Below are 18,730 nucleotides of genomic sequence, written 5' to 3'. Positions count from 1 at the left end.
CGCTCAATCGTGATCCGGATGCTGGCGCGAGCGATAGGCCGGCAGCTCATCCGCCGGGATGTCGTCCTCGGTCCGCGTGCCTTCCAGCCGGCAGAACGCGTCCAACCAGGGCGCCCTGCCCTCGACGCCATAGGCGTGGGTCGGAGGAAAGGCGGCCGGATCGTCGAGACTGCCGACCGCGAGCGAGAGCGTGCCCATGCCGGGATAGCTGAAGCTCAGCGGCGTGCCGCACTCACGGCAGAAGCCACGCTCGGCCACCTCCGACGAGCGGAAAACGGACGGCCTGCCACGCGTCCAGACCACGTCGGCGATGCGCGACGAGGCGAAGGCGCCGAAATAATTGCCCACCGCCTTCTGGCACATTCGGCAGAAGCAGACCGAGACCTTGTGCGGCGGCTTCAGCAGGCGATAGCGCACCGCGCCGCACTGGCAGCCGCCGGTGAGAGTCGGAGGCTTTGTTGTCATATCTGCTTCCGACTCATATAGCTCCCTCCGCCGCTGTCACGACAACTTTGAAAGCAGTCGCTTAGCAGCGACAGGGCGATAAAATTCGAGGAATCTTTGCGTATTCCAGTAGCAACTGGATCCTTCAACAGCGGTAGCATGCCAAATTTCGCGCCCCTTATGCCCCGTATATATCGCGGTATGAAGCGAAATCACATAATCATCAATTAAATCAAAGGCGGCTGCTCTACAGTTAATATTCACATTGAAACGATCCCTCACACGTTCGGCAAATATAACATCACCATTGCTCAAAAACTCGAAATCGAATCGCTGATCTACATCAATAACGAAGGTACCTGTCTGATTGTATATCTCAGGGCACAACACACGATCCGGGTCAAGAAATTCTCCCCACATTGAGAAAAAATAGAACTGAACCGCTCGGCGACAGTTGCCCTCGCCCCATTCACCTGCAAGCTCGTCTGCAGAACCAAGTGGGCCCGCATCAAACCGGTAGTTGAACTCCTTCATCGTCGACTCCCGATCCGCATTGCGCTCAGATCGTGATCGGAGTTTCCAGGCGAAGCAATCCGTGCCGAAGCGCTCGCAGTCGATACCAGAAGCCCCGGTCCTCAGTCACAGCATCTGAAGTTGCCAGTCTGCAACCCACCCTAAGCTGAACTTGCTTGCCCAGACATTCGTACCTTGCACGCCACGAAAAAAGCCCGGCCAGACCGGCCGGGCTTCTGTTCTGCGTTCGAAATCTGCACCGTTACGCGGCCATCGCCTTGCGCAGGTTGTCGCTGACCTTGTCGAGGAAGCCGGTGGTCGAGAGGAACTTCTGGTCGGGGCCGACCAGCAGCGCCAGATCCTTGGTCATGTCGCCGGCCTCAACGGTGTCGACCGTGACCTTCTCCAGCAGCTTGGCGAAGTCGGCCAGCGCCTGGTTGTTGTCGAGCTTGGCGCGATGCGACAGGCCGCGGGTCCAGGCGAAGATCGAGGCGATCGAGTTGGTAGAAGTCTCTTTGCCCTTCTGGTGCTCGCGATAGTGGCGGGTCACGGTGCCGTGGGCCGCCTCTGCCTCGACGGTCTTGCCGTCCGGCGTCATCAGCACCGAGGTCATCAGGCCGAGCGAGCCGAAGCCCTGCGCCACCGTGTCGGACTGCACGTCGCCGTCATAGTTCTTGCAGGCCCAGACATAGCCGCCCGACCACTTCAGCGCCGAGGCGACCATGTCGTCGATCAGGCGGTGCTCATAGATGATGCCGAGCTTGTCGAACTCCGCCTTGAACTCGGCTTCGTAGATCTCCTGGAAGATGTCCTTGAAGCGGCCGTCATAGGCCTTGAGGATGGTGTTCTTGGTCGAGAGATAGACCGGGTACTTGCGGATCAGGCCGTAGTTCAGCGAGGCGCGGGCGAAGTCGCGGATCGACTCGTCGAGATTGTACATCGCCATCGCGACGCCCGAGCCCGGCGACTTGAACACTTCCTTCTCGATCACCTGGCCGTCCTCGCCGACGAACTTGATCGTCAGCGTGCCCTTGCCGGGGAACTTGAAGTCGGTCGCGCGGTACTGGTCGCCGAAGGCATGGCGGCCGACGACGATCGGCTGGGTCCAGCCCGGCACCAGGCGCGGCACGTTCTTGCAGATGATCGGCTCGCGGAAGATCACGCCGCCGAGGATGTTGCGGATCGTGCCGTTCGGGCTCTTCCACATCTCCTTGAGGTTGAACTCCTTCACGCGGGCCTCATCCGGCGTGATAGTGGCGCACTTCACCGCGACGCCATGCTTCTTGGTGGCGTGGGCGGCGTCGATCGTGACCTGGTCGTTGGTGGCGTCGCGGTTCTGGACCGAGAGATCGAAATAATCGAGCTCGAGGTCGAGATAGGGGAAGATCAGCTTGTCCTTGATGTGCTGCCAGATGATGCGGGTCATCTCGTCGCCGTCCATGTCGACGATCGGGTTGGCGACCTTGATCTTGCTCATGTGATGCGACCCCTGCTCTGGTCAGTCTGGAACGTTTCCGGGCTGCAACGACCTGCCGCAGCCGCCCGCGCGCTTCCTAGCGGGTTCCGCTTCCATGGGGAAGCCGGCCTTTCGTGCAACGTGCGAGGACGTGATCGGCCGTCTCAGCTAGCCGATGCGGGGCGCCCCGCCGCCAACGCAGTTGGCAAGCCTGCTGACTGATTTCGATTGGAGGGGTGATGGCCTCCTCCTCCCCTCGGCCTCCTCACCGGCAGCACCGCAGCATCGGCGCGAGCGCGGCGCTGGCGCTCGCCCAAGCCGGCGAGCAAGTCCTCGCCACCAGTCTCACGCAGGACGAGGTCGCGACGACGCCCGCCCATCCTGTTCCTGCTCTGCGAAGCCGCCCGCTTCGTCACCTGCGCGGTCCTGCCCGTCGATGGCGGCTACCTCGCCGCCTGACAAGACCTAGAAATATCAACGACATGGTGGCGTTTCCTGAATCGATCGTCCAGCCAGCTGAATCAGAAGCACAACCGGAGGGAATCGCGATGAAAAAGGTCGGCCCGGTCCCGGTTCAGGTCTGCACCGAAGAGCGCTGGACTCCCTGTCGGCATCCGCAGCCTAAGGACTCCCCGCTGGAACTGGTCGTGCCGAACGTCATCCCCGAGGACGAGCTCGCCGAGCCGGAGCAACCCGCCCAACAGCCCTCATCTTGAGGAGCGATCCATGGGAGCGCGTCTCGAAGGATGATCGAGGAGGTTCTGGAAACAACTGGAGCATCCTTCGAGACGCGGGCTTCGCCCGCTCCTCAGGATGAGGGGTGTTAAGATATGGGTTTCAGCGCCCGAGCTTGGCCAGCTCGACGGCGGCGCGCAACTCGATATGGGCGAGGACCTCGTCGAGGCGCGGATCGTCAGTCGCCTCGCGCCGGGCCGACAACATCGCTTTCAGCCGCTCGAGCTCGGCCGGCGAGACTCGTCCCGCGAGCAGGGCGGCCTTGAGCCGGTCAAGCCCGTCGAGCAGGTCGTGGCCGCGCCGGGCCTGGCGCCGCTTGCGCTCCTGCCCGTCCTCCTCGGCCTGGACCGCGAGCAACCCGTCGAGCGAGCCGGCATGGCTGACGGCTGCGCCCTGCGCCGACGCCGCGCTCTCGCGCGCCGGCAGACGGAACGTCGAACCGCCAGTCGAGGCGCTGCGGCTTGTCGAGGTGGTCGATGAGATCGGGCTGCGCTGGTCGATGCGGATCATCACGCTCTCGCAAGGTCGGCCTGAAAAGGCGCTGCATGGACGCTGTCCGACCCATATCGTTGTGCCGGCAACGTGGTTAACGAGCGGTAAATCGCCCGGCAGGATTTGCCGGGGGCGGCAGCTTTGCGCCGGTTGCGGCGCCCTGCCCGATCAGGCCACCGATCTCTAAAAGCCTGATTAAAAAGCGTTTTCACTTTCTCCCAAACTGGCACGCTCTTCGCACCGGGGTCGGGAGATCAGACTCACCCGGTGTGCCATGCCTCGCCTCTTCCGCCTCCGCCATCTGCTGACGCCGCTCGCAGCGCTGCTGCTGGCCGGCGCCGCCATGGCGGCCGATCTCGCCCCGGCGGCCCCGCCGGCCCGCGGCGGCAACGGCGTCAGCAGCCATGCGCCGACGCGCAGTGGCGCCGCCGAGGCCGGCGTCTCCCGCACCGCCTTCGCCGGCAGCGGCGGCATGGGCACCGCGCTCTCGCGCATCAAGGACCTCGCCTCGGTCGAGGGCGTGCGCAGCAACCAGATCCTCGGCTACGGCATCGTCGTCGGCCTCAACGGCACCGGCGACACGCTCAACAACGCCCCCTTCACCAAGCAGTCCCTGCAGGCGATGCTGGAGCGCCTCGGCGTCAACACCCGCGGCGCCAGCATGCGTACCGCCAATGTCGCGGCGGTGATGGTCACGGCGAACCTGCCGCCCTTCGCCGTCCAAGGCACGCGGCTCGACGTCACAGTATCGGCGCTCGGCGACGCCAAATCGCTGCAGGGCGGCACCTTGCTCGCCACGCCACTGCTCGGCGCCGATGGCGAGGTCTATGCGGTCTCTCAAGGCCCGGTCGCGATCGCCGGCTTCTCGGCTGAAGCCGACGCCGCCAAGATCACCCGCGGCGTGCCGACCGTCGGGCGCATCGCCAATGGCGGCTTGGTCGAGCGCGAGATCGACTTTGCCCTCAACAAGCTGAAGACGCTGCGCCTGTCGCTGCGCAATCCCGACCTCACCACCGCCCGCCGCATCGCCGCCGCGATCAACGACTTCATCGGCGGCGACTCGGCCGAGCCGACCGACCCGTCGACGGTGCTGCTGCAGATACCGCCGCGCTTCCAGGGCAATATGATCCGCCTGCTCACCGATATCGAGCAGCTCCGGGTCGAGCCTGACCAGGGCGCCCGCGTCGTCATCGACGAGCGCTCCGGCATCATCGTCATGGGCAAGGATGTACGGGTCTCCACCGTCGCGGTCGCCCAGGGCAACCTGACCGTGACCATCTCCGAGGAGCCGCAGGTCAGCCAGCCAAACGAATTCGGCCAGGGCCGGACCGTCGTCGTGCCGCGCAGCAACGTCAAGGTCGACACCGAGGGCGCCAACAAGCTCGCCCTCGTCAAGGAGAGCGTGACCCTGCGCGAACTGGTCGACGGGCTGAACGCCCTCGGGATCGGCCCGCGCGACATGCTCACCATCCTGCAAGCCATCAAGGCAGCCGGCGCGCTGCAAGCCGATATCGAGGTGATGTAATGAGTGCCATCCTCGCCGCCCCCGCCGCCAAGCTCGCCATCGGCGCCGCCATCAACCTCGCCGGCGGCATCGCCGACGCGCTCAGTTCCTCGCAGAGCAAGGCCAAGAAGACCGCCGACGATTTCGAAGCCGTCTTCCTGGAGAACTTCACCCAGAGCGTGATGAGCTCGAACGGGACCGAAGGACCCCTCGGCGAGAACGGCGTCGGCGGCGATGTCTGGCGCTCCATGCTGACGCAGGAGTACGCCAAGCAGATCCAAAAGGCCGGCGGCGTCGGCCTCTCCGACCAGATCCTGCGCGACCTGATCCAGGTCCAGGCGAAAGCGTCGGCAGGAGCCGGCAATGTTTGACCGGATGCGCGTCATCGACGAGCGCCCGCGCATCTCGAGCGCCGTCGAGGCCGAAAAGCTGATCGAGACCGTGATGGAAACGCTCGGCGCCCTCTCCCACGTCGTCGGCGAGGAGACCGGGCTGGTCAAGGCCGGGCGCCTCAAGGACGCGATGGAGCGCGAGGCGCGCAAGGCCGAGCTCGCCGGCACCTATATGAAGGGCGTCGAGCAGATCAAGCTGAACGCGGTCGCGCTCGCCCGCTTCGCCCCGGAGAAGATCAAGCGCCTGAAGAGCGCCCATCTCGCCTTCCAGGAGCTGATCGATCTCAACCAGACCGTGCTGGCGACGGCGCGGGCGATCTCGGAATCGATCATGCGTGACCTGGCCGTCGACACCAACAGGCAGAACAGGGCGCCCGGCTACGGGCCGACTGCGACGGTGGGCGCTGGAGTCTTCGCGCGGCCCAATGCAGGCCCGCTGGTGATTTCGAAGAGTCTGTGAATCCCTCGACCTCAAGAAGAGACGTCCAAGCACTTGCGGCATGCCCAGATCAGAGGCATGCCGTGGACTAACAACTGCGTGGTTAATCTCGGCCGCCGCTCGACCTAGACCGCGTTAACGCTGTTCAGGCGCAGAAAATGCGCGAAACGCATTGCAATTTACCAATTTCTCTAACGGCGGATTCAACTCTCTGCCGCACCTTCTCAGGCTTGGAAGAAGTCCGCCCTTGCGAGAGGAGTCCAGAATGGATTTCGGCGCGACACCCAAGACGTTCGCGACCGGTGCCGTCCAGGCGACGATTCGCACCGATATTTCTGTCCAGAACGGCGCAACGCCGGTCGAGCTCCCACCGGAGAAGACCGTCCGTTCCGTGCCTGTCGGCGAGCCCGTCCAGCTCGACATCCGCGCCCGGGCCGAGGAACGCCGGTCCGACGCGCAGCGCCAGCAGAGCGCCCAGGACGATACGGCCCAGCAACGCCGCTTTGATGAGCAGCGCCGCCAGCAGGAGCTGCGCGATGTGATCGAGCGGCGCCTCGACATCGACCCGAAGACGCGCAGCGTCATCCTGCGCAAGACCAATCGCGACACCGGCGAAGTGGTCGAGCAGCTTCCCGACGAGACGCTATTGAAACTGCGTACCTGGTCGCGCGAGATCCTCGAGCGTAGCCGCGAGGCGGAAGCGTCCCGCAGCCATGAGATCGAGCGTCTCGCCTGAGAATATCAACGGCTTTCAATTTCTGAAGTCGCTGGTACCCGCCGGCGGCTTTTTCTTTGCTGATCCCAGCGAATTCGACCGCTCCGGTCGCTACGCAATGACGTTTTACACTCGTTAACTAGTTCGCAACTTCACCCGTATTGCGAGCAATTCGTCGGCCTGGATTCACTGCTCGTTACGAAATCGGCCGCATCGTCTCTCGGTCGCGGCCAGGACGGTCTCGACGCCAGAAGGCACCATACCAGGAAGGTATTATAAAATGGCCGTTTCTCTCTCTGCCGGCGTTCGCAACAACCTCGCGACGCTGCAATCGACCGCCGCCCAGTCCTCGCAGATCCAGAACCGTCTCGCCACCGGCAAGAAGGTCAACTCCGCGATCGACAGCCCGGTCAACTTCTTCACCGCCGCCTCGCTGAATGATCGCTCGAGCCAGCTCACCGGCCTGCTCGACGGCATCTCGAACGGCATCCAGACCATTCAGGCTGCCTCCAAGGGCATCGACGGCATCACCAAGCTGGTGAACTCGCTGCAGTCGACGATCAAGCAGGCCCAGGCCGACGCGGCCCAGAACAGGCCGACCAAGGCCGGCACGGCGATCGCCACGCAGGCGGAAGTCGTCGCCACCAGCAAGAGCCTGAAGGACATCGCCCTCGACAAGAAACTGCTCGATGACGATGCCAGCGCCGCGAACAATGCTGCCACGGCTTCGAGCTCCGGCAACATCGGCCTCGCCACCGCCAACGTCAACATCGGCATCTCGATCGTCGCCGGGTCGACGACCTATGAGGCCTCGTTCGACGGCAGCAACGCGACGGTCCGCGATCTCGTCAACGAGATCAACAAGTCGGGCATCGCAACCGCCTTCGTCGACGAGAAGGGCCAGCTCAACGTCAAGGGCACCGGCTCCGACGCTCTGCAGGTCGGTATCGGTTCTGCGGCGGCGAGCGGCGCTGCCGCGATCACCGACGCCCAGACCGGTGGCGCCAACACCGCCGTCGGCTTCGCCGCAGCCGATCGCACCGGCGCCGGCATCGCCTCGTCGGGCATCACCTCCGCTGTTCGCTCCAACCTGATCGACCAGTACAACGACCTGCGCAGCAAGATCGACGACCTCGCCAAGGATGCCGGCTTCAACGGCATCAACCTGCTCGGCGGCGACCGCCTGTCTGTCGTCTTCAACGAGAAGACCGGCAAGAACCAGACCAAGCTCGACGTTCAGGGCACGCAGCTGAACTCCGACAACCTCGGCATCGTCAAGGCTGGCAACACCCAGCTCGCCGGCACCACCAACTTCCAGAACGACTCCGATCTGGAAGCCGCGACCAAGTCGCTGACCGGCGCGCTGACCTCGCTGAAGTCGCTCTCCTCGACCTTCGGCGCCAACCTCTCGGTCGTCCAGACCCGCCAGGACTTCACCAAGGACATGGCGAATACCCTGACCACCGGTGCCGACAACCTCGTCAACGCCGACCTGAACCAGGAGGCCGCCTCCCTGCTCGCGCTGCAGACCCGTCAGCAGCTCTCGCAGCAGGCGCTCGCCCTGGCCAACCAGGCCGACCAAGGCGTCCTGCGTCTTCTCGGCTGATCTTCGGTCCGCAGGAGCGGATCACCCCGCAGAACGCGGGACGAAGCAAAAGAGCGGCGGAGCCGAAAGGCTCCGCCGCTTTTCATTTGCGAACTGTCTGGGATCGGCCGCTCACGCGGACCTCTGAGCCATTTCATATCCATTAACCATGTCGCCACTGCGCACAATTTCCAAGCAACTCGCCGGCTCGGATTTACTGCTCGTTACGAGTTCGGCCGCATGGTCTCCCGGTCGAGCCCAGAATGGTCTCGATGCCAGAAGGCACCATACCAGGAAGGTATCAAATCATGGCCGTTTCTCTCTCTGCCGGCGTCCGCAACAATCTCTCGACGCTGCAGTCGACCGCCGCCCAGTCCGCGCTGATCCAGAACCGTCTCGCCACCGGCAAGAAGGTCAACTCCGCGATCGACAGCCCGGTCAACTTCTTCACCGCCGCCTCGCTGAATGATCGCTCGAGCCAGCTCACCGGCCTGCTCGACGGCATCTCGAACGGCATTCAGACCATTCAGGCCGCCTCCAAGGGCATCGACGGCATCACCAAGCTCGTCAGTTCGCTGCAGTCGACGGTGAAACAGGCCCAGGCCGACGCGGCCCAGAACAGGCCGACCAAGGCCGGCACGGCTCTGGCCAACGCGGCTGAAGTCGCCCTCACCAGCAAAAGCCTGAAGGACATCGCCCTCGACAAGAAACTGCTCGATGACGATGCCAGCGCCGCGAACAATACTGCCACGGCTTCGAGCTCCGGCAACATCGGCCTCGCCACCGCCAACGTCAACATCGGCATCTCGATCGTCGCCGGGTCGACGACCTATGAGGCCTCGTTCGACGGCAGCAACGCGACGGTCCGCGATCTCGTCAACGAGATCAACAAGTCGGGCATCGCAACCGCCTTCGTCGACGAGAAGGGCCAGCTCAACGTCAAGGGCACCGGCTCCGACGCTCTGCAGGTCGGTATCGGTTCTGCGGCGGCGAGCGGCGCTGCCGCGATCACCGACGCTCAGACCGGTGGCGCCAACACCGCCGTCGGCTTCGCCGCAGCCGATCGCACCGGCGCCGGCATCGCCTCGTCGGGCATCACCTCCGCTGTTCGCTCCAACCTGATCGACCAGTACAACGACCTGCGCAGCAAGATCGACGATCTCGCGAAGGATGCCGGCTTCAACGGCATCAACCTGCTCGCAGGTGATCGTCTCTCTGTCGTCTTCAACGAGAAGACCGGCAAGAACCAGACCAAGCTCGACGTTCAGGGCACGCAGCTGACCTCCGACAATCTCGGCATCGTCAAGGCTGGCAACACCCAGCTCGCCGGCACCACCAACTTCCAGAACGACTCCGATCTGGAAGCGGCGACCAAGTCGCTCACCGGCGCGCTGACCTCGCTGAAGTCGCTCTCCTCGACCTTCGGCGCCAACCTCTCGGTCGTCCAGACCCGCCAGGACTTCACCAAGGACATGGCGAACGTCCTGACCACCGGCGCCGACAGCCTCGTCAATGCCGACCTGAACCAGGAGGCCGCCTCCCTGCTCGCGCTGCAGACCCGTCAGCAGCTCTCGCAGCAGGCGCTCTCGCTCGCCAACCAGGCCGACCAGGGCGTCCTGCGTCTTCTCGGCTGATCTTCGGTCCGCAGGAGCGGATCACCCGCAGAACGCGGGACGAAGCAAAAGAGCGGCGGAGCCGAAAGGCTCCGCCGCTTTTCGTTTTGGCGCCCGGCGGCGCAATTAACCGTTTATTAGCCTTAACAAAGGATTGTCGATCCCAAGCAAGCTCGCTGAGCGCCGAATCGCGCTGTCTGAGGGACCTGAAATGGCCAACACCATCCTGTCGAACGGCGTCCGCAACAACCTGCTGACCCTTCAGCAGACCACGGCTCAGCAGGGCGTGATCCAGAACCGCCTGGCGACCGGCCGCAAGGTCAACAGCGCGATCGACAACCCGGTGAATTACTTCACCTCGGTGTCGCTCAACGATCGCTCCAGCCAGCTCACCAATCTGCTCGACGGCATCTCGAACGGCATCCAGACCATCCAGGCCGCCTCCAAGGGCATCGACGGCATCACCAAGCTGGTCCAGTCGCTGCAATCGACGATCAAGCAGGCTCAGGCCGACGCGGCCCAGAACCGCCCGACCAAAGCCGGTGGCGCCCTCGCGAACGCCGCCGAAACCGCGGTGACCAGCAAGAGCCTGAAGGATGTCGCGCTCGACAAGCTTGTCGGGGCGCCTGGCGCGGCCGCTCCCGCTGCGGCGACCGCGACTTCGCCTGGTCATCTCGGCATCAACACGACCACGAACACCAATGCGGCCTTCTCGATCACAGTCGGCTCGGACACCTATGAGGCGAGCTTCGCGCTGACGGCGACGACCACGGTTCGCGACATCGTCAACGAGATCAATAAATCCGGCCTCGTGACGGCATTCGTCGACGAGAAGGGCCAGCTCAATGTCAAGGGCAAGGGCTCCCAGACCGTCGAGTTCGGTTTCGGCGTCGGCAACGCCGGCCCGGCCGCCATCACGGCGGCCCAGGTCGCCGGCACCAACAGCAACACTGCGATCAACTTCGCCGCAGCCGACGCCGATGTGGCCACCTCGACCATCACCTCGTCGAACATCACCTCGGCGGTGCGCTCGAACCTGATCGATCAGTTCAACGATCTGCGCGACAAGATCGACGATCTCGCCAAGGATTCGAGCTATAACGGCATCAACCTGCTCTCTGGCGATCGCCTCTCGATCATTTTCAACGAGAAGACCGGCCGCAACCAGACCAAGCTCGACATTCAGGGCTCGACCATCACGGCCGACAACCTCGGCATCCCGCGCGCGATCAACACGCAGCTGGCGGGTTTCATCAATTTCCAGAACGACATGGATCTCGAGAAGGCGACCGCCGCCCTGACCGGCTCGCTGAGCTCTTTGAAGTCCCTGGCCTCGACGCTCGGCTCGAACCTCTCGGTCGCGCAGACGCGCCAGGACTTCACCAAGGAGCTCGCCAACGTGCTGACCACCGGCGCGGGCAACCTCGTCCTGGCCGATCCGAACGAGGAAGGCGCCAGCCTGCTCGCGCTCAATACGCGCCAGCAGCTCTCGCAGACCGCCCTCTCGCTCGCCAACCAGGCCGACCAGGGCGTGCTGCGCCTGTTCGGCTGACCCTTCTTTCCTCCAGCCAGAAGGCGGGACAGACATGGCCCTCAAGGTCGAGCTCAAGCCGAACGAGCGCATCATCATCGGCTCGGTCGTCATCCGCAACGACGAGCAGCGCACGCGCTTCTTCATCGAGGGCGAGGCGCCGATCCTGCGCGAGAAGGACATCCTCACCGCGGCCAGCGCCGACACGCCGGCCAAGAAGATCTACCTCGCGATCCAGCTGATGTATCTGGCCGGCGACCCGACGGAGCAGCACGAAGTCTACTTCCAGCTCGTGCGCGATTTCCTGCAGGCGGCGCCAAGCGCTCTGCCGCATATGTCCGAAATCAATAACTGCATCTTAAGCGGTGAGCTCTACAAAGCTCTCAAGGCTGCCAAGAAGCTGATCTCCTACGAGGCGGAACTGCTCGAGCATGCAAAGCGGGTTTAATGCCTACGCCGCGGCGTCGAAGACGGCACAGAACGTCCAGTCGCCGCGCGAACTCGAAGCCGGCCTGCTGCTCAAGGCGGGCGCCCGTCTGCAGATGATCGTCGATGACTGGGCCACCCGTTCCGGCGATCTCGACGCAGCCCTGGCCTATAATCGCAAGCTTTGGACCCTTCTGGTGTCGGCGGTGGTCGCCGAGGACAATCCGCTGCCGGTCGAAATCAAGCGCAACATCCTCGGCCTCGCCAACTTCATCTTCAACCGGACCTTCCAGATCGCGGCAGCGCCGGAACCGGCTGCGATTGGCATCCTCGTCAACATCAATCGCGACATTGCCGCCGGCCTGCGCGGCCGCTGAGCGCGACGCAGACGACATCCCGATACATGAAGATGGCCCGGATCGCTCCGGGCCATTGTCGTTTGAACCGCCACAACAGGCGATGTCAGGGGAGATAGTTTGTCAGGCGCAGCTGCGACAGCATCGAGGTGGTCTGGTAGCTCGCCTGCAGAGTGGTCTGCAGCGCCAGGATCTGCATCGCCACCTCCTCCTTGGTGATGTCCTCCACACCGGCGAGCGTCGTGCTCAGATAGTCCTTGGTCGCGGTGTGCCGCTCCTTGGCCTGGGCCATCGCGGTCTGGGCCGAGCCGAGTTCGACGATGATCTCCGACGGGTTCTGCGTACCGGGCGCGAAACCGATATTGCTGCGCACCCGCTCGGTCATCGCCTCGTAGCGCAGCTTCGAGTTCGCATCGCTTGCCGGAAAGGTCTCGGCCGCCATGATGGCGAACTGCGCCAGGCCGGTGCGGAACGCCTCTTCGTTCGCGCGGGCCCCGGCTGCCACCTGCTGGCCCTGGTCGACCTGGACGCTGGCCGTCGCCCGCGCCGAGCCGGCGGCATCGTCGCCCTGATACCAGATGACGGTGTTGGCGGCGGTCCCGGGCGCGGGCGCGGCGGTCGCGGTGTCGAAAGGCGGCCCAGGCACCCGGAGGGGCGGGTTGCTCGGGCTGCCGGCAAAGAAGTCCTTGGCGGCCACCTGAGCCGAAGCACCCGACAATGACGTCTTCGCCTCGCGCGACAGCGCAGCGCCGATCGCCGTGCGCAGGTTTGCGGCGGTCGCGTTGGCGTCGACCCCGATGACGAAGCCCTCGGCGGGATCGCCGGTCGTGCCCGCCGCACGCGCCGTCAGGGTGATCTCCTCCGTCGTGCCGTCGGGCAGGGCCAGTGCGATCTTCAGCGTGTCTCCCGGCAATGGCTGCGCAGCGACGTTGACGGCGATATCGGCGGGCGGCCCGGCATTGTAGGCCGTGGTCATCGCTGCCGTGCTGCTCGAGGCGCTGGTCAGCTTGAAGCCATAGGGCAAGCCGGCGGCCTCTTCAGCGATGGTCGCATTCGTACCGGCGCCACCGGTGACGAGCCGGCCCATGCCGCCGGCGCCGAGATCCGCCTGCTTGCGCTCGGAGATCAACTGCTTCAGGCCGGCGTGCGTGGCATCGCCATCCATGATCAGCGAATAATCCACCACCGGCTCGACATCAGAGGTGCGGCCGGAGAACAAATAGCGGCCGTTCACCTGCGAATTCAGCAGGTCGAGCGTCTGCTTGAACTTCTCCTCGGCCAGCACCTGCGGCGAGGTGCGGCCGGTCGAGGTCTCGACATAGCTGTCCGGCCGGGCATCGGCGCGCGTCTCCCCGGCGAGCTTGGTGAAGTTCTCGACCGCCTTGGTCATCAGCTTGAGGTTGACATCGGCGCGCTGGATGCCGGTCAGGTAGCCGTCGAGCGTCGAGAGCTTGTTGTTGAGGTCGAGGCTGACGCCGCGATCCATGCCGAGGCCGGCATAGGTCTCCGACTTCTTCTGCGTCGCGAGCTGGCGCTGCAGGTCGTCGAGCTGGCCGCGCATCGAGACGAACTGGTGTGGATTGGCGAGACGATAGGCGCCGGTACCGGTGGCGGTGATGGTCATCGACGATCTCCTCACAGTCTCATCAGCACGTCGAGCAACTCCTTGACCGTGGAGATGACGCGTGCGTTGGCGGCGTAGGCGCTCTGGAGCTCGATCAGGTTCGACATTTCCTCGTCGACATTGACTTTGGTGTCTTCGAGGAAGCGGCTCTGCACCGACGCGAAGGCGACCTGCTGGCCTTCATCGAGGCGCTTGGCCTGCTCGCTGGCCTGGCCCTGGCCGGCGACGACGCGCTGGACCAGGCTCGACACCGTGCCGGTCGAGGTCGCGGTCGAACCGTCGAAGCCGGTCGAGTTGGTGAAGTTGCGCTGGCTCGAGGTCAGCCGCTCATAGAGGAATTTCGGCCGGGTCGTATCGCCCTGCGGAGTCGCCGGGCTGGTGTTGTAGACGACGAGCCGTGAGCGATCGGCGATCAGGTCCGGGTTGACGGCGATGCGCGAGGCGAAGCCGATCGATTGCGCCCCGCCCTCATAGGAGCCGGTATAGGCGCCATTGTTGCGGCCATCGACGAAGAAGGGCAGTTCGCCCGTGCCGCCGGTCAGCGAGGTCTGGGTCGGGCGCGCGGTCAGGCCGACGACGTCGCGCGTCCCGCCCGCCCCGTCATCGACGATGCGCAGCACCGAGCCGGTGTTGGAGACGGTGAAGCCGGGGCCGACCGCCGCCTGCATCTGCGCCGCGACCGAAGCCGGGCCGCCGGAGAAATCGATGCCGATGACACGGTTGTTGGGATCGCCCTGGGCCGAGGCCGGCAGCGGCAGCGAGGCAGCCGACTCGACGCGCACGAAGGTGAAGCGCTGCGTCTGGCCGCCGGGCGTGACCCTGTAGTCGAGCGTCACCGAATTGCCGGACTGCAAGCCGGCAAGGTCGACATCGAAGCCGGTCGCGGCGCCGGCGGTCACCGCCGTCCCGGCGATCTCGCGGTCGGAGAGTGCGCTGGAGAGCTGGGCGGCGATCTCGTCGAGCTGCGCCTGCGCCTGCACCAGCGTCTTGTCGCGCAACTCGATCAGCGCACCGATCTCGCCGGAGCGGAAGGTGTTGTTCGCGATGGCGTCGGAGCTGTTGCCGGAGAGGTCGCGTGCGATGATCGTGCCGACGCCGCGCTGAGCGGGATCGCTGCTCCACTTCGACTGCGGGCCGATATTGGCACGGGCGTCGAACTCGAACTTGACCGTCGGGCGGCCGTCGAAGAGCTGCGTGCCCGTTGCGGTGGTGATGCTGATCGCACCGTTAGGCCGCTCGTCGGTGCGGATTTCGACATATTGCGACAGCTCGGAGATGATCCGGTCGCGCTGGTCGCGCAGATCCGCCGTGCCCGAACTCTGCTGGGCGTTGACGATGCGCGCATTGACGTCGGTGAGCTGTTCGAGCAGCTCATTGGTGCGCGTCACCGCCGTGCCGATGCCGGCCTCGGCCTGGGCGCGCTGCTGCTGGACGCCGTCCGACAGGCCGCGCAGCCGGTTGGCGAGCTGGCTCGCCGCGTCGATCACGGCGGTGCGGTTGGTGTAGGAGGACGGATCGTTCTGCAACGCCTGCAGCGAGCTCGTGAACTTGCTGTACATCGAGTCGAGCGCCGTCGCGCTGCCCGGCGCGCCATAGAGCTGGTCGAGATTGGCGAAGACCTGGGCGCGGGTCGAGGTATAGGCGGCGCCGGAGCTCTCTTGCAGCAGCTGGTGCTGGACGATGCGGTCGAGCAGCCGCTGGACGTTGGGATTGCTGACACCGACGGTGCCGCCGGAGACCGAATCGACACTCGATGTCGTGCGCCGGACATAGCCGGGCGTGCCGGCATTGGCGACGTTCTGCGAGACGACGCCGATGCCGACCTGCGAGCTGTGCAGGCCGGAAATGGCGGTGCCGAGCGCGGTGTTGAGACCCATCGTCAACTCCTGTCGTCTTTGGCTCGTGTCCTTCGGCCTGGCCCTTCTGGGCCGTCAGATCAGCGGCTCAGCGGATGATGTTGAAGACGTCGCGCAGCATCTCCTGGGCGGTCGAGATCACCTTGGTGTTGGCCGAATAGGCCTGCTGGGTGACGATCATCTTCGAGAATTCGTCGGCGATGTCGGTGTTGGACTGCTCGACATTGCCGCCGATCAGCGCCGAGGTGCCGAGACCAACGATCGGCGCGCCCGACTCGATCGTCTCCTCGAAGGCGCCGCCGTCGAGCCGTTTCAGCGCGTTGGAGGCGTTGAAGCGGGCGACCGCGATCTGCGCCAGCGCCACGACCTGGCCGTTGCTGAAGGTGCCGATCACCTGGCCTTCGTTCGAGATCGAGACCCGGTCGAGCGTGCCGGCGGTATAGCCGTTCTGGCGGATGCTGCGGGCGTCGATCTGGCCGCTGGTGTCGCCGTTCTGGGTCAGGCTGGTGCCGTTGGTGACGATGGTGATGGGGGCGGCAGCGGGAGAGATCGCAGTGCCGCCAATCGTCATCGGCGGTATCACAATGTTGCCGTTGGTCGGGAACGTCATCTTGCCGGTATTGTCGAAGGTGACGTCGACGTTGACGTTGCGATAGGCGACTGCCGCGCCGGTCGCACCGGTGTTCTCGGCGATGAACAAGTTCCAGGTGTCGGGGGTGCCCGGCGCCGGAGTGGTTGTGGCGTTCGAGACCTTGGCCCAGCGCAGCTCGACACTCGTCGCCTTGCCGAGGGAGTCGTAGACCGTGACCTGGCCGCCGGGGATCGAGCGGTTGAGGAAGGTGGTTAGGTCGCTCCCGACGACGGTGCCGGTGCCGCCCGAGGCGGTCGTACCAGGATTTGCACCGGTGAACCCAGTGCCGGCGTTGAGCAGCTCGGAGCCGGGTGTCGTCGAAACGGCGCTGTTCGTCTTCGGATAGGCCGGGATGTTGGCGCTGTATTCGATCTGCGTTGTCGCCTTGGCCGGGAACTGGTCCTTGGTGATGCGCAGCACGTCAGGCTGACTGCCGATCACCTGGCCGGTGACGGGGTCGATCTTCTGCCCCTTGAGGTAGTAGCCGGCGCCGTTGACGAGATAGCCGTCGGCGTCGAAGTCGAAATCGCCGCGGCGGGTGTAGAGATTGCTGTTCGAGAACAATGTCGAGGCGCCGACACCGCTCTGGCGCTGGTCGACCACGAAGAAGCCGTCGCCGTTGATCGCCGCATTGGTGTCGATGCGGGTTGCGTTGAGGTCGCCCTGGATGGTGTTGGTGGCGCGGCTATAGGAGGCGACCGAGCCGGCGATCTGCCGGTTCAATGCCGAATCCGGGACGAGGTCCGAGAAGCTGGTATCGACCCGCTTGAAACCGGCGGTGCGCGAGTTCGCGATGTTGCCGGAGATATTCTCGAGGGCATAGGACTGGGCCTGCATGCCCGTCACGGCCGTCGTCAGAGCACTGAAAACACCCATCGCAACCTCACCTGGTCAGCTGACCTGGACAGCGCCCCCCATGGGCGGCATGTCGAACCGAGGCTGGTTTTGCACGGCCTGTGCCAGCGCCGTGGCTGAGATATTTCAAGAGCTTGGATGGTTTTCGAAAGGTTTCCTGACGATTCCGACCGGGCAGATTCGTCCGCTGCCGGCAAATTCTGCCGGGCTCAACTGTCCTTGCCGCCCCAGCCGGAAAGATCGCCGGCGACATCGGACAGACCCGGCGGCGCCTCCTCGACGAAGGGCAGCGGCCGGCACACCGCAATGGCCGCGAGCCCGATCCGTGCCGTCAACAACCCGTTGAGCACGCCCTCGCCGAGCTTGGCCGACAGCCGCGCCGCCAGTCCCTGGCCGAGCACCTGCTGGATCACCGCATCGCCTGCCGCGATGCCGCCGGTGACGACGAGATGGCCGATCACCTGCCGCGCCAGCCGGAGCAGCCCCAGCGTTCCGGGGCGGCCGGCATAGATCGTCGCGATCGCCCGCAGCAGCCGGGCGCAGGCTACGAGCACGAAGACCACGTCGACCAGAGCGCGCGGGCTCACCGCCGTCACCAGCGAGACGCGCCGCGCCGCCTGCGCTACCTGCGCCTGCGCGAGCGCGTCGAGCGGCGCCAGCAGGCTGCGCTCGGCAACGGTGAGCAGGTCGCGCACGGCGAGCAATTGCGGCGTATGGGCAGTCAGCTCCGCCCTGCCCTTCGCGGTCTCCGGCCGGCCGGCATAGAGCTTGTCGAGATCGGAGGCGACATTGCGTGCCTCGGCGAGATCACTTTCGGCCAGGGCGGCCACGGCGCGCTCGCGCAACGCCTCGACCCGCCGCTCGCGCAGGATGTCGCGCAGCACCCGCAGCAGCATGATCAGCAACGCCAACGTGGCGACGCCGGCGCAGACCAGCGCCGCAATGCCGACGGCCGGATTGAGGGCGAGCAGCCAGCGGATCGTCTGCTCGGCCCAGACCGCGACGGAGAGCGCGAGCAGGCCGGACAGCGCCGCCACGAACAGGCTGCCCCAGCTGAAACGGCGGCGCCTCGGTAGCGGCGCTGGAGCGGCTTCCGGCTCGATCGGCTCGACCTCGGGCACGACCGCGACATCGCCGCGCCCGCCGAAGATGGTGTCGTCGGAGGAGCCATCCTGGGGATCGAGGCGGATGGCGCGCGGTGCCTTGCTCATGAGAGGGCTCTCGCCGGAAATGCGACGTTTCCGCCGGACAAGCTGAACTGTGGGAGCCGCGACAGGTCCTCTCCCCCCTTGTGGGAGAGAGTTAGAGAGGGGGGTAGCCAGCCGTGCGGCTGATCGCCCTGCTTTTCCGGCCTGACAAAGCGACGAAGAATGGAGGGTGGCATACCCCCCTCCCCAGCCCTCCCCCACAGGGGGGGAGGGAGTAAGTCGGCGCCTCGCCTTGCTGCCAGAGCCTGCATACCTCTTGTAACTCTCATCTTGCCTCATCTGCTATACCAGCGGTTGCGGTGGCAGGCGGAAGACCGACAGCCCTGAGGGACATCAAGCCCGTGGGTGAGCTTGG

Annotated in this window: 18 protein-coding genes; 10 read left to right on the top strand and 8 right to left on the bottom strand. The window is 65.1% G+C overall.

Features of this window, described 5'->3' with window-relative positions:
• Positions 1 to 3: 3 nt before the first annotated feature.
• The 3 genes from ACFPOB_RS30550 to ACFPOB_RS30540 all read right to left on the bottom strand — a co-directional run bounded on the left by ACFPOB_RS30550 (position 4) and on the right by ACFPOB_RS30540 (position 2,434).
• A complete protein-coding gene (locus ACFPOB_RS30550; RefSeq protein WP_377801904.1) occupies positions 4 to 465 on the bottom strand; it encodes a GFA family protein in 462 nt (153 codons plus the stop codon).
• Positions 466 to 501: 36 nt separating this feature from the next.
• Complete coding sequence (locus tag ACFPOB_RS30545) at positions 502 to 978, bottom strand: hypothetical protein (protein WP_377801903.1); 477 nt, start codon at positions 976 to 978, stop codon at positions 502 to 504.
• Between the two features lie 241 nt (positions 979 to 1,219).
• Entirely contained in the window at positions 1,220 to 2,434 is a 1,215-nt protein-coding gene (locus tag ACFPOB_RS30540) for an NADP-dependent isocitrate dehydrogenase (protein WP_377801902.1), read from the bottom strand.
• Between the two features lie 218 nt (positions 2,435 to 2,652).
• On the opposite strand from ACFPOB_RS30540, the gene ACFPOB_RS30535 reads away from it, so the two are divergent.
• On the top strand, positions 2,653 to 3,129 hold the full coding sequence (locus tag ACFPOB_RS30535; RefSeq protein ID WP_377801901.1) for a hypothetical protein: 477 nt from the start codon (positions 2,653 to 2,655) through the stop codon (positions 3,127 to 3,129).
• A 121-nt stretch (positions 3,130 to 3,250) separates the two neighbouring features.
• On the opposite strand, the gene ACFPOB_RS30530 is transcribed toward ACFPOB_RS30535, so the two are convergent.
• Positions 3,251 to 3,658, bottom strand: coding sequence for a flagellar assembly protein FliX (locus tag ACFPOB_RS30530; protein ID WP_092162407.1), 408 nt, complete (start codon positions 3,656 to 3,658; stop codon positions 3,251 to 3,253).
• Between the two features lie 325 nt (positions 3,659 to 3,983).
• Here ACFPOB_RS30530 and ACFPOB_RS30525 point away from each other — a divergent pair, with 325 nt between their 5' ends.
• From ACFPOB_RS30525 to flaF, 9 genes are all read left to right on the top strand, one after another.
• On the top strand, positions 3,984 to 5,165 hold the full coding sequence (locus ACFPOB_RS30525) for a flagellar basal body P-ring protein FlgI (protein ID WP_377801955.1): 1,182 nt from the start codon (positions 3,984 to 3,986) through the stop codon (positions 5,163 to 5,165).
• Positions 5,165 to 5,515 (top strand): rod-binding protein, encoded by a 351-nt coding sequence (locus ACFPOB_RS30520; RefSeq protein WP_377801900.1) that lies wholly within the window; start codon positions 5,165 to 5,167, stop codon positions 5,513 to 5,515. Before ACFPOB_RS30525 ends, ACFPOB_RS30520 begins: the two co-directional genes overlap by 1 nt.
• Complete coding sequence (locus ACFPOB_RS30515; protein WP_377801899.1) at positions 5,508 to 5,996, top strand: hypothetical protein; 489 nt, start codon at positions 5,508 to 5,510, stop codon at positions 5,994 to 5,996. The genes ACFPOB_RS30520 and ACFPOB_RS30515 overlap by 8 nt, the downstream gene beginning before the upstream one ends.
• A 244-nt stretch (positions 5,997 to 6,240) precedes the next feature.
• A complete protein-coding gene (locus ACFPOB_RS30510; protein ID WP_377801898.1) occupies positions 6,241 to 6,711 on the top strand; it encodes a hypothetical protein in 471 nt (156 codons plus the stop codon).
• Between the two features lie 259 nt (positions 6,712 to 6,970).
• Positions 6,971 to 8,296, top strand: coding sequence for a flagellin N-terminal helical domain-containing protein (locus ACFPOB_RS30505; protein WP_377801897.1), 1,326 nt, complete (start codon positions 6,971 to 6,973; stop codon positions 8,294 to 8,296).
• Between the two features lie 287 nt (positions 8,297 to 8,583).
• Positions 8,584 to 9,909 (top strand): flagellin N-terminal helical domain-containing protein, encoded by a 1,326-nt coding sequence (locus ACFPOB_RS30500; protein WP_377801896.1) that lies wholly within the window; start codon positions 8,584 to 8,586, stop codon positions 9,907 to 9,909.
• A 190-nt stretch (positions 9,910 to 10,099) separates the two neighbouring features.
• Positions 10,100 to 11,440, top strand: a complete 1,341-nt coding sequence (locus tag ACFPOB_RS30495) for a flagellin N-terminal helical domain-containing protein (RefSeq protein WP_377801895.1) — start codon at positions 10,100 to 10,102, stop codon at positions 11,438 to 11,440.
• 34 nt (positions 11,441 to 11,474) lie between these two features.
• Positions 11,475 to 11,867 (top strand): flagellar biosynthesis repressor FlbT, encoded by a 393-nt coding sequence (flbT, locus tag ACFPOB_RS30490; RefSeq protein WP_377801894.1) that lies wholly within the window; start codon positions 11,475 to 11,477, stop codon positions 11,865 to 11,867.
• On the top strand, positions 11,851 to 12,222 hold the full coding sequence (gene flaF / locus ACFPOB_RS30485) for a flagellar biosynthesis regulator FlaF (RefSeq protein WP_377801893.1): 372 nt from the start codon (positions 11,851 to 11,853) through the stop codon (positions 12,220 to 12,222). Before flbT ends, flaF begins: the two co-directional genes overlap by 17 nt.
• Positions 12,223 to 12,307: 85 nt before the next feature.
• Here the strand turns inward: flaF and ACFPOB_RS30480 are convergent, their stop codons facing one another.
• The 4 genes from ACFPOB_RS30480 to ACFPOB_RS30465 all read right to left on the bottom strand — a co-directional run bounded on the left by ACFPOB_RS30480 (position 12,308) and on the right by ACFPOB_RS30465 (position 18,378).
• Positions 12,308 to 13,825: a flagellar biosynthesis protein FlgL gene (locus tag ACFPOB_RS30480; protein ID WP_377801892.1), complete on the bottom strand. Its 1,518-nt coding sequence runs from the start codon at positions 13,823 to 13,825 to the stop codon at positions 12,308 to 12,310.
• A gap of 11 nt (positions 13,826 to 13,836) precedes the next feature.
• Positions 13,837 to 15,702: a flagellar hook-associated protein FlgK gene (gene flgK, locus ACFPOB_RS30475; RefSeq protein WP_377801891.1), complete on the bottom strand. Its 1,866-nt coding sequence runs from the start codon at positions 15,700 to 15,702 to the stop codon at positions 13,837 to 13,839.
• Positions 15,703 to 15,769: 67 nt separating this feature from the next.
• Positions 15,770 to 17,188 (bottom strand): flagellar hook protein FlgE, encoded by a 1,419-nt coding sequence (locus ACFPOB_RS30470; protein ID WP_377801890.1) that lies wholly within the window; start codon positions 17,186 to 17,188, stop codon positions 15,770 to 15,772.
• 188 nt (positions 17,189 to 17,376) lie between these two features.
• Positions 17,377 to 18,378 (bottom strand): YcjF family protein, encoded by a 1,002-nt coding sequence (locus ACFPOB_RS30465; protein WP_377801889.1) that lies wholly within the window; start codon positions 18,376 to 18,378, stop codon positions 17,377 to 17,379.
• Between the last annotated feature and the right edge of the window lie 352 nt (positions 18,379 to 18,730).

Source organism: Allobosea eneae, from assembly GCF_042657265.1.
Lineage (GTDB): Bacteria > Pseudomonadota > Alphaproteobacteria > Rhizobiales > Beijerinckiaceae > Allobosea > Allobosea eneae.
This window is presented reverse-complemented; position numbering and strand designations above follow the sequence as displayed.

Excerpts from the sequence above, each read along its gene's own strand:
- ACFPOB_RS30550 (WP_377801904.1), bottom strand. The coding sequence starts at position 465 with ATGACAACAAAGCCTCCGACTCTCACCGGCGGCTGCCAGTGCGGCGCG.
- ACFPOB_RS30545 (WP_377801903.1), bottom strand. The coding sequence starts at position 978 with ATGAAGGAGTTCAACTACCGGTTTGATGCGGGCCCACTTGGTTCTGCA.
- ACFPOB_RS30540 (WP_377801902.1), bottom strand. The coding sequence starts at position 2,434 with ATGAGCAAGATCAAGGTCGCCAACCCGATCGTCGACATGGACGGCGAC.
- ACFPOB_RS30535 (WP_377801901.1), top strand. The coding sequence starts at position 2,653 with ATGGCCTCCTCCTCCCCTCGGCCTCCTCACCGGCAGCACCGCAGCATC.
- ACFPOB_RS30530 (WP_092162407.1), bottom strand. The coding sequence starts at position 3,658 with ATGATCCGCATCGACCAGCGCAGCCCGATCTCATCGACCACCTCGACA.
- ACFPOB_RS30525 (WP_377801955.1), top strand. The coding sequence starts at position 3,984 with ATGGCGGCCGATCTCGCCCCGGCGGCCCCGCCGGCCCGCGGCGGCAAC.
- ACFPOB_RS30520 (WP_377801900.1), top strand. The coding sequence starts at position 5,165 with ATGAGTGCCATCCTCGCCGCCCCCGCCGCCAAGCTCGCCATCGGCGCC.
- ACFPOB_RS30515 (WP_377801899.1), top strand. The coding sequence starts at position 5,508 with ATGTTTGACCGGATGCGCGTCATCGACGAGCGCCCGCGCATCTCGAGC.
- ACFPOB_RS30510 (WP_377801898.1), top strand. The coding sequence starts at position 6,241 with ATGGATTTCGGCGCGACACCCAAGACGTTCGCGACCGGTGCCGTCCAG.
- ACFPOB_RS30505 (WP_377801897.1), top strand. The coding sequence starts at position 6,971 with ATGGCCGTTTCTCTCTCTGCCGGCGTTCGCAACAACCTCGCGACGCTG.
- ACFPOB_RS30500 (WP_377801896.1), top strand. The coding sequence starts at position 8,584 with ATGGCCGTTTCTCTCTCTGCCGGCGTCCGCAACAATCTCTCGACGCTG.
- ACFPOB_RS30495 (WP_377801895.1), top strand. The coding sequence starts at position 10,100 with ATGGCCAACACCATCCTGTCGAACGGCGTCCGCAACAACCTGCTGACC.
- flbT (WP_377801894.1), top strand. The coding sequence starts at position 11,475 with ATGGCCCTCAAGGTCGAGCTCAAGCCGAACGAGCGCATCATCATCGGC.
- flaF (WP_377801893.1), top strand. The coding sequence starts at position 11,851 with ATGCAAAGCGGGTTTAATGCCTACGCCGCGGCGTCGAAGACGGCACAG.
- ACFPOB_RS30480 (WP_377801892.1), bottom strand. The coding sequence starts at position 13,825 with ATGACCATCACCGCCACCGGTACCGGCGCCTATCGTCTCGCCAATCCA.
- flgK (WP_377801891.1), bottom strand. The coding sequence starts at position 15,702 with ATGGGTCTCAACACCGCGCTCGGCACCGCCATTTCCGGCCTGCACAGC.
- ACFPOB_RS30470 (WP_377801890.1), bottom strand. The coding sequence starts at position 17,188 with ATGGGTGTTTTCAGTGCTCTGACGACGGCCGTGACGGGCATGCAGGCC.
- ACFPOB_RS30465 (WP_377801889.1), bottom strand. The coding sequence starts at position 18,378 with ATGAGCAAGGCACCGCGCGCCATCCGCCTCGATCCCCAGGATGGCTCC.